Raw genomic sequence first — 15395 nt, forward strand, 5'->3', positions numbered from 1 at the left:
GCCGCGGCGTCGGCCGCACGTGTCAGGCGTCCGCGTGGGTCATGCGTCGGACCACGGCGGCGGACCGACCGGTGGCGGCGTGGCGGGTCCTCGTGTGCCACAGCCACCTGATGTCGCGTGCGAAGGACCAGACGAGCAGCGCCAGTGCCACTAGGACCACCGCGAACGACACCGGGTGCGGGAGGATCGCGGCGGCGGCCACCAGGAGGGCGATTCCCTGCAGCGCGGCGACCGCCTTGCGGGCGGTGTTCACGGGCAGTGGCTCGTTCAACCAGGGCAGGGCGCGGGCGGCCGCGACGAAGGCGTAGCGCATGGCGCCGATGGTGAGCACCCACGGGCCCAGCGAGGTGGCGACGTAGACGCTGAGCACCAGGATCAGGAAGGCGTCGACCTCCATGTCGAAGCGTGCCCCCAAGGGGGACGCCGTTCCGGTGCGCCGGGCGACCTTGCCGTCGACGGCGTCGAGGATCAGCGCCACCGTGGTGAGGGCGACGAGGACCGGGACGCGAGGCGGGCTCTGGAAGGAGTCGGCGACCAGCGCGGTCACGCCGCCGACGAGCGTGGCGCGGGCCAGGGTGACGCGGTTGGCCGCGCCGAAGGACCTGAGCCAGGAGCGGCACACGGCGCGCGTGAGCACGGCCCAGGTGGCGAACGCGAACGCCAGGCCCGTCAGCCAGCCAGCGGGCCCCAGGCCGAGTGCGGTGCCGAGGAGTGCCAGCAGGATTATCTGCGCGACCGCTCCCACGGCCGTCTCCTGCCGCAACAGCGTCGTGTCGTATGTGTTGTTCAGGGCAGCCACCGTGCACCCTCCGGCTGTTGTGGCGGAGTCGTTGAGTGCCGCGTACCGTGTTCGCGGCTTAATAATGGTCAGTACGTGCGTCACGGGCAAAGTGTTCAGCCCGTTGTCGGCCCCGATCTTTCTGGAGGACGTCGATGGAGCGCGTCGCCCGCGCCTTCTGGCTCCGCTCCCCCGGCCGCGGTGAGGTGCGGGACGTCCCGCTGCCGGAGCCCGGGGCCGATGACGTCGTGGTGCGCGCCCTGTTCTCCGGGGTGAGCCGGGGGACAGAGACGCTCGTCTTCCGCGGTGGGGTGCCGGAGAGCCAGTACGCCGCGATGCGGGCGCCGTTCCAGGAGGGCGAGTTCCCCGCGCCGGTCAAGTACGGCTATCTCAACGTCGGCGTGGTGGAAGAGGGCCCGGCCGCGCTGCTGGGCCGTACGGTCTTCAGCCTGTATCCGCACCAGACGCGGTTTGTCGTCCCGGCGAGCGCCGTGACTCCGGTGCCTGAGGCGGTGCCGGCGGCGCGGGCGGTGCTGGCCGGGACGGTGGAGACGGCGGTGAACGCCCTGTGGGACGCGGCGCCGCTGCTCGGTGACCGGATCACGGTGGTCGGGGCGGGGATGGTCGGCGCGAGTGTGGCCGCAGTCCTCGCCCGGTATCCGGCCGTGCGCGTCCAGCTGGTCGACGCGGAGCCCGCGCGCGCCGGGGTGGCGGGGGCCCTGGGGGTCGACTTCGCGCTCCCCGAGGAGGCCGCGGGCGACTGCGATCTCGTCGTCCACGCCAGCGCGACCGAGGCCGGGCTCGCGCGCGCCCTCGAACTCCTCGCACCGGAGGGGACGGTCCTGGAGCTGAGCTGGTACGGCGACCGGCGGGTCAGTCTGCCGCTGGGCGAGGCCTTCCACTCCCGCCGCCTGGTCGTGCGCAGCAGCCAGGTGGGGACGGTGTCCCCCGCCCGGGGCCCGCGCCGTACCTTCGCCGACCGGCTGGCGCTGGCGCTGGAGCTGCTCGCCGACCCGGCCTTCGACGCGCTGGTGACCGGGGAGTGCGCCTTCGAGGAGCTGCCGGAGGTGCTGCCCCGCCTCGCGTCCGGGGAGCTGCCGGGGTTGTGCCATCGTGTGCGGTACGGGCCCGCGGGGGATCCGGCCTGAGCCGTCCGAAAGGCGGCCTGAGTGGCGTGAGCGGCCCGAGCGACCCCAACAGTTGACACAATCCGGCACAATCCGGCGCGGCTCTGAACCAGGGCGGCCGGTTGGCCGTACTACATGACGTGGCCCGGCCGAGGGCCGCCAGACGTGCCGTACCTGGAGGGTCGTTCGTTGTTCAGCATCACCGTCCGTGATCACCTGATGATCGCTCACAGCTTCCGTGGAGAGGTCTTCGGGCCCGCGCAGCGCCTGCACGGGGCGACGTTCCTGGTGGACGCCACGTTCCGCCGCGCCGAGCTGGACGCCGACAACATCGTGGTCGACATCGGCCTCGCCACCCAGCAGCTGAACGCGGTGGTCGGCGAGCTGAACTACCGCAATCTCGACGAGGAGCCCGCCTTCGCGGGCACCAACACCAGCACGGAGTTCCTGGCGAAGGTCATCGCCGACCGCCTCGCCGACCGGGTGGCCGCCGGGGCGCTGGGCGAGGGCGCCCTGGGGCTTTCGGGTCTGACGGTCACGCTGCACGAGTCGCATATCGCCTGGGCGAGTTACGAGCGGGATCTGTGAGGGCGCGCCCGATGAGCCGCGCCGACGTCACCGCGACGAACCTGCGCTCCGTGCACATCGTCATGCCCGGCGGCGTGGCCGATCCGGCCGCGCCGAGCGGCGGCAACACCTACGACCGCCGGGTGTGCCGGGACCTGCCGGGTGTCGGCTGGCAGGTCCACGAGCACGCCGTCGCGGGCACCTGGCCGCAGCCGGAGGCCGACGCCCGCGCGGAGCTGTCCCGTGTCCTCGCCGAGCGGCCGGACGGCAGCGTCGTCCTCCTCGACGGGCTGGTGGCCTGCGCCGTGCCGTACATCGTGGTGCCCGAGGCACGGCGGCTGCGCCTGGCGGTGCTGGTGCATCTGCCGCTGGGCGACGAGACGGGGCTCGCCCCCGGCCGGGCGGCGGACCTGGACGCGCTGGAGCGCAAGACGCTGCGCGCCGTCCCGGCGGTGGTGGCGACCAGTGGCTGGGCGGCCCGGAGGCTGGTGGCCCACCACGGGCTCGCCCCCGGCCGGGTGCACGTCGCCGCGCCCGGCGCGGACCTCGCGCCGCTGGCCCCCGGCACCGACGGCGCCTCGCGGCTGCTGTGCGTCGCCTCGGTAACCCCGCGCAAGGGGCAGCACCTGCTGGTCGAGGCCCTGGCCGAGGTGGCCGATCTGCCCTGGAGTCTGCTGTGTGTCGGCGGCCTCGGCCAGGACCCCGGCTATGTGACCCGGTTGCGCGAACTGATCGACAAGCATGGCCTCGGCGACCAGGTGCGCGTCGCCGGCCCGCGGGCCGGTGCGGAGTTGGACGCGAGCTATGCGGCGGCCGACCTGCTGGTGCTCGCCTCGTACGCCGAGACGTACGGCATGGCTGTGACCGAGGCGCTGGCGCGCGGTATCCCGGTGCTGGCGACGGAGGTGGGCGGGGTCCCGGAGGCGTTGGGGCGGGCTCCCGACGGCGGACTGCCGGGCGTCCTCGTCCCCCCGCGGGACCCGGCGGCGCTCGCGGAGGCACTGCGCCGCTGGCTCGGCGAGCCGGGTGTACGAAGGCGGTTGAAGGCGGCCGCGCGGGGGCGGCGCGCCGCCCTGGACGGGTGGGAGACGACGGCGCGGCGCATGGCCGAGGTGCTGGAACAACTTCGATGTGAACCACGGAGGGCCGCATGAGCACCACCGACGTGCCGCTGTACCAGCCGGAGTGGCTGGAGCTGCGGGAGAGCGCCGACGCCGCGGCCCGCGCCGTGGAACTCCTCGACCCGCTGCGCGGGTGGCTGGCGGAGGCCGGGCGGGCCGGCGGGCTGGTGATCCATGACCTGGGCTGCGGCACCGGTTCCATGGGCCGCTGGCTCGCGCCCCGGTTGCCCGGACCCCAGCGCTGGGTGCTGTACGACCGCGATCCGGCGCTGCTGGGCCGGGCTGCCGCGCAGGCGCCCGCCAAGACCGCCGACGGCGGCGGTGTCACGACCTTGACCCGGCGTGGGGACCTCGGCGGGCTGGCCGCGGACGATCTGGCCGGAAGCTCGCTGGTGACGGCCTCCGCTCTGCTGGACGTACTGACCCGGGACGAGGTGGACGCGCTGATCGCCGCCTGCGCCGGGGCCGGCTGCCCGGTACTGCTGGCGCTGTCGGTGACGGGGCGGGTCGAGCTTTCCCCGGCCGACCCGTTGGACGGCGAGATAGCGGAGGCGTTCAACGCCCACCAGCGCCGTGGTGGTCTGCTGGGCCCGGACGCGGTCGCGGTGGCCTCGGAGGCCTTCGTACGGCAGGGCGCGGCGGTGCGGGTGCACAGCAGCCCGTGGCGGCTCGGGGCGGGCGAGTCCGCGCTGACGGCTCAGTGGCTGCGGGGCTGGATCGGGGCGGCCTGCGAACAGCGGCCGGATCTGGCGCCGCGCGCCGAGGCGTATCTGCGGCGCCGCCTGGCGGCGTGCGCGGCGGGCGAGTTGCGGGTGGTGGTGCACCACAACGATCTGCTGGCGCTGCCCCGGACCACGGGCGGGGTGTCGTGAACGCGCCGGCGCCGGGCCCTGTCCGGACGATCTCCGGGACGGCGATGTCAACGGCTGACGCGACGGCGCTCGCGACGTCGGCCGACGTCGCGGGCCCCGCCACGGGCTGGAGAAGATCGACCGGGCAGGGACTGAAGGCGCGGCTCGGCACGATCGCCGGGGCGGCCATCCTCGGCGTGGTGCTGTGGCGCGTGGGCACCGGCGCCTTCCTGGACGGCCTGCGCCGGATCGATGCCGCGACTCTTGCAGCCGCGCTCGGCCTCGGCCTGCTCACCACGGTCTTCAGCGCGTGGCGCTGGTGCCTGGTGGCCCGGGCGCTGAACATCCGGCTGCCGCTGGGCGCGGCCGTCGCCGACTACTACCGGGCCCTGTTCCTGAACGCGGCGCTGCCCGGCGGCGTCCTCGGCGATGTGCACCGCGCGGTACGACACGGGCGCGACGCAGGTGACGTCGGCCGGGGGGTGCGGGCGGTGGTGCTGGAGCGGGCCGCGGGCCAGGTGGTGCTGGCCGCGGTCGGCGTGGGGATTGTGCTGTCCCGGCCGTCCCTGGCCGTGGCGGAGACCCGCCGCCTCGCCGGTCATCTGGCCGCGGCGCCGGGCGCCGTGGCGCTCCTGGCCGTGGTGTGCGCCGTGGTGGTCGTGGCCGCCGTACGGCTGCGCGGCGGGCCGCGTACGTCGCGGTGGCGCGGCGCGGTCCGCGCCGCGCTGGGCGAGGCGCGGCGCGGACTGCTGGCCCGCGGGAGCTGGCCTGGGGTGGTGGTCTCGTCCGTCGCGGTGCTGGCGGGGCACCTGGGGATGTTCCTGCTGGCCGCCCGGGCCGCCGGATCAAGGGCGCCGCTGGCCGAGTTGTTGCCCCTGATGGTGCTGGCGCTGCTCGCCATGGCGCTGCCGCTGAACGTCGGCGGCTGGGGGCCCCGGGAGGGCGTCACCTCGTGGGCCTTCGGCGCCGCGGGCCTGGGCGCGGCCCAGGGGCTGACCGTCGCCGTGGTCTACGGAGTGCTCACCTTCGCCGCGAGCCTGCCTGGTTCCGCCGTGCTCGTGGGGCAGTGGTTCGCCGGGTTGCGACGTCCCCAGGTCGATCTCGAAGAGGGTGTCCTCGCCGAGGTGGGCGCGGCGCATGGGCGGGCGGAGCGCGTCTCGCATGACGGGCGTGCCGGCGAAGCGGAGCCCGGGGACGCCGTCGCCGAGCAGAACCGGGGCCACGGTGACGTAGAGCCGGTCCAGCGCCCGCTCGTGGAGGAAGCGCGACACGGTGACGCCGCCGCCCTCGATCAGCACCCGGCCCAGGCCGCGTCGCGCGAGGGCCTCCGTCAGGCGCCCGGGCGCGAAGGCCTCGCGGTCCGGCAGGGTCAGCACGTCAACGTGGCCGCCGAGGCCGCCATCGCCGCCGCTGCCGCCGACACCGACCGGCCCGTCCTGGCGGCGGCCGCTGTCCGCGGCCACCACCCACAGGGTGGGAGCTGAGCCATCGGTGAACACCCGGCGTTGCGACGGCACCCGGCCGTGCGGATCGAGGACGACGCGCACCGGGTTGGTCCCCGTGCACGCGCGCACCGTGAGCTGAGGGTCGTCGGCGACGGCGGTACCGGCTCCGACGACCACCGCGTCGGCGAGGGCGCGGAGGTGGTGCAGATGAGCGCGGTCCTCCTCGCCGGTGACATAGTCGGCGTCGCCGGTGCGGGTGGCGATGAAGCCGTCCAGGCTCTGCCCGAGTTGCGCGAAGACGAGGCGCGGGCCGGCCAGGCACAGCGGCAGATAGCGGTCGGTGAGTGTGCGCGCCTCGGCTGAGGCTTCCTGCCACCACTGCCGGCCGCCGTCGGGGCCGCGGATCAGGCCGGCGGCCTCGGCGTCCGCCTCGGATCGGATGGCGCGAAGCCGTTCCCAGACCGCTGTCTCGTCGAGCATGGTCATCGGGCCTCCTTCGGGGCCAGCAGGGAGAAGTACTCGGCGAAGGAGTCGACGAGTGCGGTGAGGATTTCTTTTCCCTTACCGGCCGTTGCCAGTGACGGGCGGCCTATGACCCCCGATTCGGTGTAGGCCGACATACCGAGGGTGAGGAGATGTCTGCGATCGTCGGCGAGGAAATCGGATGTTTCATAGCCGGGGCGGACGAGTTCCGGGTGGGCGTGCAGGAGGATGGATGTCTCGACTTCCCCCGCGTGCATATCGCTCTGCGACGGGGTCTGGACTCCGGCTTCGGTGCGCGCGGCGTCCCAGTCCGCCGATCCCGGGAAAAGTGCCATACGGGTACCGGTGCCCGCGGATTCCTGCACCACGTTGCGCAGGACGTAATTTCCGCCGTGCCCATTGACCAGAATGAGGGCGCCGATACCGGACCGGCGGAGCGATTCGGCGATGTCCCGCACGACGGCGTGGAGGGTGGCGGCGGAAATACTGACGGTCCCCGGCCATGCCGCGTGCTCGTGCGAGCAGGAGATGGTCAGTGGCGGGAGGAGGTGGACCGGGTACGCGGCGGCGATCTCCCGGGCGATGGTGCAGGCGATGACCGTGTCGGTCACCAGGGGCAGAAACGCGCCGTGTTGCTCGAAGCTGCCGATGGGGAGGACCGCGACGCGGGCCTGCGCGGCCCGCGCGTCCTCGGTGGTGTCCGGCGGCAGCAGGCTCGGGGCCTGCGGTCGCCTTCCCGAACCGCTCATGTTTTTGGAGCCTTTCGCTCTGCGTTCCGTGTGCCGCGTTGTGCGGGTTCTTCGTGGCGTGGATGCCAGGCTACGCGGTCGGGCGCGCGCCTACCGGTCGAATGTGATGAACCGGGCAGCGGGTTGGTGTTCCTTTGTCATTTTCGCGCACACCGCAGGTAGTTTGCGGTTTTCCGGCTAGGATCGGGACATGACAGAAAGCGATGGCCCGTTCGGCGAGAACGCTCGACCGTCAGGCGTCCAACGAGTGGCGCAGGTCCAACTGTCCACGGAGTACGGCGTTTTCCTGGCGGTCGGCTACTTGGACAGCATTCGCGGGGACGAACAAATAGCGCTGGTTTACGGCGATGCCGAAGGAGACCGGACGCTTACTCGTGTGCATTCGGAGTGTCTGACCGGGGACGCCTTCGGGTCCCGGCATTGCGAGTGCGGCGATCAACTGTCCGCGGCGCTGCGCGCCATCGCGAGCGAAGGGCGGGGCGTTCTCATCTACCTTCAGGGTCACGAGGGGCGCGGCATCGGGTTGCTGGCCAAGCTCCGGGCGATGCAACTCCAGGCGGAGGGGCTGGACACCGTGGAGGCGAACCTCGCGCTGGGTCTCCCGGTCGACGCCCGTGACTACGGGGTGGCGGCGGACATCCTGCACGATCTCGGCGTGCGGTCGGTACGACTGCTGTCGAACAACCCGCGCAAACGCGAGGCGCTGCTGCGGCATGGCATCAAGATCGCGCAGCAGGTGCCACTGCTGATACCTCCGCGCGAGGAGAACTTCGCCTATCTGCGGGCCAAGGCGGACCGCCTCGATCACCATCTGCCGCACTTGGACAGCATGGCCGAACGGTCCTGACGGACCCGCGGCCGACACCCGGCCCGTGCCGCTGGTGTGCACGCGCGGGGACCAGCCGCTGGAGGACAGCCGGTGGCGGCGGGCCACCGCGGACCTCCCGCGACTGTCCGCACCGGTGCACTGCCGGTTCCAGGACCTGCCGAGAACCGGCACCTGGAAGATCAAGCGCCTGGAGATCGCCCGGCTGCTCGCCTCCGGTGAGCTGCCCACGCTTTCCCCGGCGCGGACCGGGGCCTGACATGGCGGAGCGGCGGCCGGTCCTGGTGGTGGGCGCCGGGCCGGTGGGGATGACGGCCGCGCCGGCCCTCGCCGCGCGCGGAGTACCGGTCACCGTGCTGGAGGCCGGGCCGCGGGGGCGGGTGCGGCCCGGCAGCCGGGCGCTGTTCGTCCACCGGCAGTCGCTGCTGCTGCTGGAGCGGGCACGGCCCGGACTGGCGCGCGCATCGCGGCGTACGGGACGACATGGCGCACCCGGCGCACGCTCTACCGCGGCCGCGAGGTGTTCGCGCGGACCAACACTCCGGCCGCCGACAGCGAGGAGCTGCCCGCCTTCGCCAGCCTCCGCCAGGTGGACACCGAGCGATTCCTGTACGAGGCGTGTGTCTCGGCGGGCGTGGAGTTCTGCTGGGACGCGGAGGTGAGCGGCGCCCGGGTGGCCGGGCGCGAGGTGGCGGTGGCCGCTGCCGACGGCCGGACCTGGACGTCGAGCCATGTGGTGGCGGCCGACGGCGCGCGGTCCGCGGTGCGTGGGGCGCTGGGCATCCCGCTGGAGGGCGACCGGTCCGAGGGGTACCACGTGGTCGTGGACGTGGCGGAGCCGGGCGACGACGGGCTGCCGGTGGAGCGGGTCTTCCACTACGAGCATCCGGGCACCGGCGGCCGCAGTGTGCTGCGCGTGCCGTTCACCGGTGGCTTCCAGGTGGATCTGCAGTGTCGCGCCGACGACCCGCCGGAGTCCTACGACAGCAAGGAGGCGGTGCGCCGGTGGCTGCCTCCGCTGGTCGGCGGTCGGAGAGGCGGCGCACCTGTTCCCGCCCTTCGGGGCGCGGGGGATGAACAGCGGGATGGCCGACGCGGTGGCGGTGGCGTGCCGTGAACCGTCGCGGGCGACGGCGGCGGTCGGCGAGTTCGCCGCGGTGCGCCGCGCCGCGGCGGTGTGCAACAGCGCGGCCGCCGGGGCGGCGCTCGCGCATCTGCGGCCCCGGCGCTGGGGGCGGGTCAGACAACGCGTGGCGGCGACGCTGGCCCCCGTGGTGCCCCGGTGCGGGGCGTGGCTGGAGCATGCGCCCTATGGGCCGCGCCACGGACCACCGGGCGCGTCGCCCGGCAGCCCCTCGCCCGGTGGATACTGAACCCGGCTCGAACATGAAGGAGCACGTGAGGATGGAGATGGCCGCGGTGTGGCAGATCGGCCAGGACGTAGGAAGGGAGCCGGACATCCGGGCGCTGATGTGGTGCGAGGACCGTGGTCTGACGCCGTGCCGGCCGGTCCCGGACACCGCGCTGCTGGCCGCCGATTCCTGGCTGCTCGACGAGGGGCGGGTACGCGGCCTGGACCGGCATCGCCGCCGGTTCGTGGCGGCCTGCGCGGAGGCGACGGGCGACTCTCCGGCCCGGATCGAGGGGTTCTGGCAGGAGGCGGTCGACCTGCTGCCGCGCGCCGGTGTGTGGTTTCCCCGGGTGGAACTCGCCGGCCCGGAACCGGCCCGGCTGTTCCTGCGGATACGGCCCGCGCCACCGCGCACCGAGAGCGTGGCCGTGTGGGTGGACGAGGAGGCCGACCCGCGGGTCCTTCCCCGCCGCAAGGGGCCCGATCTGTCCCTCCTGGCCGAACTGCGCGGGCGGGCCACCGAGCGGGGGGCGCAGGAGCTGATGCTCACCTCGCCGGACGGGCTGGTGCTGGAGGGGACGACGACGAACGTCCTGTGGTGGGAGGGGGACGTCCTGTGCCTTCCCTCGCCCGAGCTGCCGGTCCTCGCGGGCGTGACGTCGGCCCTGATCGAGGAGCGCGCCGCGCGGCTGGGCGTGCCCGTGGAGCACCGCCGGCCCACCGTGGCGGACCTCGACGGCCGCGAGGTGTGGTTCGTCAACGCCCTGCACGGCATCCGGCCGGTGACCGAGTGGCTCGGCAGCCCGCTGCGCGCGGGGCCGGCCCGGCGCGCGGCCTCCTGGCAGGCCTGGCTCGACACCGCAGCGGAACCACTGAACCAGACGAATGGAGTTTCCCGATGACCATGGCCCCCGGCGCCTCACCCACTCCCCGGATGAATCTGAAGCAGCTGACGCCCAAGGTCTCGGCGGCGATGGGCGAACTGCGCGCGGCGGCGGCGCTCGCGGCCTCCGAGGCGGGGGTCGAACCCGAGCTGCTGGAACTGATCAGGATCCGCGCGTCGCAGCTCAACGGCTGTGCCTTCTGCCTGGACCTGCACACCAAGGACGCCCGCGCCCACGGCGAGAGCGACCAGCGGCTCCACACGCTGAGCGCCTGGCGGGAAACACCCTTCTTCACCGACCGGGAGCGGGCCGCCCTCGCGCTGACCGAGGCGGTCACCTCGGTTCAGGACGGGCATGTGCCCGACGAGGTCTACCGGGCCGCGCGCGCGGTGTGGGACGAGCCGCAGGTGGCGGCGATCATCTGGGCCGCCGTCGTCATCAACGCGTACAACCGCATCGCGATCAGCACCCGGATGATCCCGGGCTAGCCGGCGGCCGCTTCGCGCCCGCGAGGGAAAACCATGTGCGGGCGCGGCGCGAGAGCTGCCAGGCTGCCGCGGTGAATCGTGAACTGATCTCCAGACTCGCCCACGCCGACCATCCGATAGCCGCCCCGATCGGCGACGAAGCGGTGCGTCGGCTGCTCGAAGAGGTCCTGCCGCGCGGCGACGAACGGATACTCGACCTCGGCTGCGGCGGCGGGGAGTGGCTGCTGCGTGCCCTGGCCGCCTATCCCCAGGTCCGGGCCGAGGGCGTCGACATCTCCGAGGGCGCCCTCGCGCACGCCCGGGCGGCGGCCGAGGACCTCGGGGCCGCGGACCGGCTCGCCCTCCACCGCGAGGACGCCGCCGGGTTCTCCTCCCCGCACCCCTTCGACCTGGTGCTCAGCGTCGGGGCCACCCATGCCTTCGGCGGCCTGCTGCCCACCCTCGCGGCGGCGCGTCGGCATCTGGCCCCCGGCGGACGGGTCCTGGTCGGTGACGGGTTCTGGGAGCGCGAGCCGTCCCCGGAGGCGGTCGAGATGCTGGGCGAGTTCGCCGACCTGGCGACCACCGTGGACCGGGTCGTCGCCGACGGGTGGACGCCCGTCCAGGGGCACGTCAGCACGCGTGAGGAGCGGGACGCGTACGAATGGGCCTGGACGGGGTCGCTGGCCTCCTGGGCCCTGGACCACCCCGACGACCCCGGCAGCGCCCAGGCCCTCGACGCGGCCGCCACCCACCGCTCCCAATGGCTGCGCCACTACCGGGACTCCCTGGGCTTCGTCTTTTTGATCCTGCGCAGGCCCGAGGCGTAGCGGGCTCCCCGCTCCGCCACGCCGCCGCCGATTGCGGCACGTGGCGGCACCTGCCTGGTTGAATCGGCCCATACAGGGACGATTCACATTCCGTGTCGGTCGCGCGGGACCGGGACGCAGGAGGCGGTGGCGCCCAGGTGAGCAGCACATCTCGCCCTCCGGACGGCCGACGCCCACGGCGCGTGGTACGGGGCGGCCGCCCCGGCCGCCGGGCCTCGGCGGCCGGGGCCCGCGCCGCCGCGCCGGGCCGCGCGGCGGCCGGGCGCGCCGGGGAGGAGCGGGTGCACCCCGGGCTGCGCCTCGCGGCCGGGTACGCGTGGCGGCTGCTGGCGGTCGGGGCGGTCGTCTATGCGGCGTTCAAGGTGCTGGGGCGCTTCGAACTCGTCGCGGTCGCGGTGTTCCTGGGGCTGGTGGTGACCGCGCTGCTGCGGCCGCCGACCGATCTGCTGGCGCGGGTGGTCCCACGGCCGCTCGCGGTGGCGGTGGCGCTGATCGGCAGCATCGTCGTGGTGCTCGGTCTGCTGGCGCTGGTGGGCAGCGTGGTGGCCGCGGAGGCGGGCAGGCTGGTGGGCGAGTTCCGCGGCGGGGTGGGCCGGATCAGCCGCTGGCTGGAGCAGCCGCCGTTCCGGATCAGCCACAGCTCGCTTCAGGGGCTGCGCGAGCGCATCTCCGCCTTCCTCTCGGCCCACCGGGGGGCGCTGATCAGCCGCGCGGTCAGCGGCGCCAACCGGGCCGTGGAAGCGCTCACCGGCGCGGCCCTGGCCCTGTTCTGCTCGGTGTTCTTCATCTACGGCGGCGACCGGATGTGGCGGTGGTTCCATGCCCAGCTGCCCGAGACCGCCCGGTCGGCGTGGGAGCGGGCGGCCCGGGCGGCGTGGACCACGTTCGCGGGCTATACGCGCGGCATCATCATCGTGGCGGCCTCCAACGCGACGCTGGTGGGCATCGCCCTGGTCCTGCTGCGGGTGCCTCTCGCGCTGCCGCTGACGGTGCTGGTGTTCTTCGCCACCTTCATCCCGCTGATCGGCGCGCCCATCGCGCTGGCCGTGGCGACCGTGGTGGCGCTGGCCGGGCGGGGCCCGGTCATCGCCGCGATCGTGCTGGTGCTCATCGTCGTCGTCGGCCAGATCGAGGGCCATGTACTGCACCCGCTGGTGATGAGCTGGGCGGTGCAGCTGCACCCGGTGGTGGTCGCGATCTCGGTCATCGCCGGCAGCCTCGTCGCCGGGGTGATCGGCGCGATCGTGGCCGTGCCGATGGTGTCCGTTGTCTGGTCCGTGGTGCGCACGCTGCGCGCCGGGCCCTGAGGGCGGCTCAGCTCTTGCCCCGCCGCGCGGCACCTGCCGCGAAGACGGCACAGACCAGCAGCGCTGACAGGGCCGCGATGGCCGGTCCCGGCGGGCCGGCCGGGTGGCCGTCGGCGCGGACCGCGCCCATGAAGTCGAGCAGCGGCAGACCGTTGGCGGTCGCGTACCACAGCGGGAAGTAGACGGCCTGGAAGAGCCGGTGGGTGCGGCTGAGCGTGCCCAGTGCCAGCGCCAGCGACGGGACGAAGAGCGCGCCCCCGGCCCAGGCGCAGGCCCCGGCCCAGTCGGCCGCCGCGACGAGGCGGACCAGCGGGGCGAATGCGGCCAGTGCCGTGATCGCGAGCCCGGACAGCCATTCGGCCAGTGTTCTGCGGCGGTCCGCCGGGTAGGCGCCGAGCAGCGACTCCACGCCGTATTCATGGCGCTGGGTGCCCGGGCGGGACCAGATCAGGACCGGCCAGATCCACGCCGTCGGAAGGGCGAACCAGGTCACCGCGGCCAGCGGCGCGGCGAAGCCGGCGACCGTGATGGCCTCGGCGGCGGCCCACCACCACCGTGATGTGCCCTGGAGGAGGATCCGCAGCTCGCCCGCCAGCAGCCGCCCGAAGGCGCCGCCCGGCCGGGCCACGGTGCGTGGCGGCCCGGTGAACACCGGTGCCGTCGGCTCTTCGGCGGGCGCGGGCGGCGGTGTGGCGCCGGGCCGGTCCTCCGGGGGCGGCTGGGCCCGGCCGTCCCGGGCGGGATCGAACCGGCGGAACCAGAGCGCGGGGAGCAGCGCCGCCACGGCCGCCGCCAGGACCAGGGCCGTCCGCGCGGCCACGAAGTCCGCGCCGGGGGTGAACCCGCCCCAGTCGAAGGTCCGCAGCGGTTGCTCGATGCAGGTCAGGCCCAGGCTGAATTCCTGGCCCGACAGATCGAGGTGGCGGGCCGCCATGTCGGCGCGCATCGAGGCGACGACGCCGTGCACGCCAAGGCCGCCGAGCGGAGCGCCGGGGCCCTGGCCGCCCAGCGCGGCGGCCAGCCACACGAAGAACCAGACGACGTTGCCCAGCCCTTTCCGCAGCAGGGGCGTGGCGTCGAACAGCAGCGCGGCGGCAGCCGTCGCGGCCACCAGGGGCAGGGCGATCAGGGCGAAGGGCATCAGGAGCGGGCCGGGCTCGATGGTGCCGGACTCGCCGCGGGCCAGTTGCATCACGGGCGCGGTGAGCGCGAGTACCCCCGCCATGGAGCCGAGCACCATCACGTTGCTGAAGAATTTCGCCGCCAGGTAGCCGGTGCCGCGCAGCGGTGTCGCGGCCAGGAGCCGGCCCACGCCCGTGGCCTCGTCCCGGGCAAGGGTGTCGCGTACGACGTAGAAGCCGCCGAGCGTCAGCCACAACGCGCCGGCGAGCGCGGTGGCGGTGCCGGTGTAGGCGCTGTTGTAGACGCCGCGGTGGTCGCCGATCTGCAGGATGACCCAGCGGGCGCCGGGGTCCGGCACGGCCAGGTAACCGAGGGCGACCGCCGCCGCCAGGGTCAGCGCGTAGGCGGGGCGCCGTGCCCGCTCGCGTAAGTCGGCGAGGGCGAGCCGGCCGACGCCTCCGCCGAGCCGGCCGGCCGTGCCCCGGGGGCCCGCCCTCATCGCCGCACCGCCCGCGGCGGGCCGGCCAGGGGGCCGGGACCGCCCGGCTGGTGGATGACGGCGAGATAGGCGTCCTCCAGGTCCGGGGCCACCGGTTCCGCGTCCGCGTACGGCGCCTCGGGGGCCGGCAGCCGCAGCCGTACCCCGGCGGCCGTGCGCACCGCGCGGCTGACCGGGTACCGCGACTGCGCGGCGGCTGCCTGCTCGGGACCGACCAGCGCCTCCCACACCTGCCCGGCCACCTCCGCCCAGCAGGTCCTCGGGGGTGCCGCGGCGGCGCAGCCGTCCGTGGGCGACCACCTCGATGTCGGATGCCACCGATTCGACGTCGGAGACGATGTGGGTGGACAGCATCACCACCCGGTCGGCGGCCAGTTCGCTGAGCAGGTTGCGGAAGCGCGCCCGCTCCTGAGGGTCGAGGCCGGCGGTCGGCTCGTCGACGACGATGACCCGGGGGTCGGCGAGCAGGGTCTGCGCGATGCCCACCCGGCGCAGCATGCCGCCGGAGTATCCGCCCAGGGGGCGTCCGGCCGCCTGGGTGAGGTTGACGAGTTCGAGCAGCTCGTCGACGCGTGCGCGGGCGTCGCGCGGGCCGAGATGCCCTTCGCGGCGGCGAGGTAGGAGAGGAACTCCCGCGCGTTCAGATGGGGGTAGACGCCGAAGTCCTGCGGCAGACAGCCGAGCACCTCCCGCAGAGTGTTTGGCCGCGCCACCGTGTCCACCCCGTCGAACAGGATTCTTCCGCTGGTGGGGCGGGTGATGGTGGCGGCCATCCGCATCAGTGACGACTTTCCGGCGCCGTTGGGGCCCAGCAGGCCCAGCAGGCCGGGACCCAGACGCAGCGTCATGTTGTCGACGGCCCGTTTTCCGCCCCGGTAGACCTTGCTGACATCGATCAGTTCGAGCATGGGGCCACTGTCGCCGGGCGGGGTGTGCGGGCGGTGCGCGGCGGAGAGGGAATTCCGGTTCCCCCGGCCGGGGGAAGGTG

General features: G+C 74.1%; 13 protein-coding genes and 4 pseudogenes. 12 read left to right on the forward strand and 5 right to left on the reverse strand.

The window, feature by feature from the left end; genetic code table 11:
* Window positions 1–22: 22 nt before the first annotated feature.
* Window positions 23–799: a CDP-alcohol phosphatidyltransferase family protein gene (locus PV419_RS18610; RefSeq protein ID WP_319690909.1), complete on the reverse strand. Its 777-nt coding sequence runs from the start codon at window positions 797–799 to the stop codon at window positions 23–25.
* 134 nt (window positions 800–933) lie between these two features.
* On the opposite strand from PV419_RS18610, the gene PV419_RS18615 reads away from it, so the two are divergent.
* From PV419_RS18615 to PV419_RS18635, 5 genes and pseudogenes are all read left to right on the forward strand, one after another.
* Window positions 934–1926 (forward strand): zinc-binding alcohol dehydrogenase, encoded by a 993-nt coding sequence (locus PV419_RS18615; protein WP_319690366.1) that lies wholly within the window; start codon window positions 934–936, stop codon window positions 1924–1926.
* A gap of 168 nt (window positions 1927–2094) precedes the next feature.
* Entirely contained in the window at window positions 2095–2493 is a 399-nt protein-coding gene (locus PV419_RS18620) for a 6-carboxytetrahydropterin synthase (protein WP_319690368.1), read from the forward strand.
* Window positions 2494–2504: 11 nt separating this feature from the next.
* Complete coding sequence (locus PV419_RS18625) at window positions 2505–3626, forward strand: glycosyltransferase family 4 protein (protein ID WP_319690370.1); 1122 nt, start codon at window positions 2505–2507, stop codon at window positions 3624–3626.
* Window positions 3623–4465: a class I SAM-dependent methyltransferase gene (locus PV419_RS18630; RefSeq protein ID WP_319690372.1), complete on the forward strand. Its 843-nt coding sequence runs from the start codon at window positions 3623–3625 to the stop codon at window positions 4463–4465. The genes PV419_RS18625 and PV419_RS18630 overlap by 4 nt, the downstream gene beginning before the upstream one ends.
* 44 nt (window positions 4466–4509) lie before the next feature.
* Window positions 4510–5424, forward strand: a pseudogene (locus PV419_RS18635) (lysylphosphatidylglycerol synthase transmembrane domain-containing protein); the annotation flags it as partial.
* A gap of 276 nt (window positions 5425–5700) precedes the next feature.
* Here the strand turns inward: PV419_RS18635 and PV419_RS18640 are convergent.
* Together PV419_RS18640 and PV419_RS18645 are read right to left on the reverse strand one after the other, a co-directional pair.
* Window positions 5701–6375 (reverse strand): annotated as a pseudogene (locus PV419_RS18640) (RibD family protein); the annotation flags it as partial.
* Window positions 6372–7121, reverse strand: a complete 750-nt coding sequence (locus PV419_RS18645) for a creatininase family protein (RefSeq protein ID WP_319690374.1) — start codon at window positions 7119–7121, stop codon at window positions 6372–6374. The gene PV419_RS18645 and the pseudogene PV419_RS18640, both read right to left, overlap by 4 nt.
* A gap of 190 nt (window positions 7122–7311) precedes the next feature.
* Between PV419_RS18645 and ribA the strand changes: the two genes are divergently transcribed.
* The 7 genes and pseudogenes from ribA (at window position 7312) to PV419_RS18690 (ending at window position 12786) form a co-directional block, all read left to right on the forward strand.
* Window positions 7312–7968, forward strand: coding sequence for a GTP cyclohydrolase II (gene ribA, locus PV419_RS18650; RefSeq protein ID WP_319690376.1), 657 nt, complete (start codon window positions 7312–7314; stop codon window positions 7966–7968).
* A 25-nt stretch (window positions 7969–7993) separates the two neighbouring features.
* Window positions 7994–8206: a hypothetical protein gene (locus tag PV419_RS18655; protein WP_319690378.1), complete on the forward strand. Its 213-nt coding sequence runs from the start codon at window positions 7994–7996 to the stop codon at window positions 8204–8206.
* A 1-nt stretch (window position 8207) separates the two neighbouring features.
* Window positions 8208–9320, forward strand: a pseudogene (locus PV419_RS53305) (FAD-dependent monooxygenase).
* Window positions 9321–9357: 37 nt separating this feature from the next.
* On the forward strand, window positions 9358–10200 hold the full coding sequence (locus PV419_RS18675; protein WP_415925340.1) for an aminotransferase class IV: 843 nt from the start codon (window positions 9358–9360) through the stop codon (window positions 10198–10200).
* Window positions 10197–10670: a carboxymuconolactone decarboxylase family protein gene (locus tag PV419_RS18680; protein ID WP_319690382.1), complete on the forward strand. Its 474-nt coding sequence runs from the start codon at window positions 10197–10199 to the stop codon at window positions 10668–10670. Before PV419_RS18675 ends, PV419_RS18680 begins: the two co-directional genes overlap by 4 nt.
* A 71-nt stretch (window positions 10671–10741) precedes the next feature.
* Window positions 10742–11479 carry a class I SAM-dependent methyltransferase gene (locus PV419_RS18685; protein ID WP_319690384.1) on the forward strand — a complete coding sequence of 246 codons (738 nt, stop codon included), beginning with the start codon at window positions 10742–10744 and terminating at the stop codon, window positions 11477–11479.
* 137 nt (window positions 11480–11616) lie between these two features.
* The gene (locus PV419_RS18690; protein ID WP_415925329.1) at window positions 11617–12786 is read left to right on the forward strand and encodes an AI-2E family transporter; all 1170 of its coding nucleotides are present in this window, start codon (window positions 11617–11619) and stop codon (window positions 12784–12786) included.
* 7 nt (window positions 12787–12793) lie between these two features.
* Here PV419_RS18690 and PV419_RS18695 read toward each other — a convergent pair whose 3' ends face one another.
* Window positions 12794–14407 (reverse strand): hypothetical protein, encoded by a 1614-nt coding sequence (locus PV419_RS18695; RefSeq protein ID WP_319690386.1) that lies wholly within the window; start codon window positions 14405–14407, stop codon window positions 12794–12796.
* Window positions 14404–15315 (reverse strand): annotated as a pseudogene (locus PV419_RS18700) (ATP-binding cassette domain-containing protein). The gene PV419_RS18695 and the pseudogene PV419_RS18700 overlap by 4 nt, the downstream one beginning before the upstream one ends.
* Window positions 15316–15395 lie beyond the last annotated feature (80 nt).

Origin of the sequence: Streptomyces sp. ME19-01-6, assembly GCF_033793745.1 — a bacterium.
In the GTDB taxonomy this organism is placed as follows: domain Bacteria; phylum Actinomycetota; class Actinomycetes; order Streptomycetales; family Streptomycetaceae; genus Streptomyces.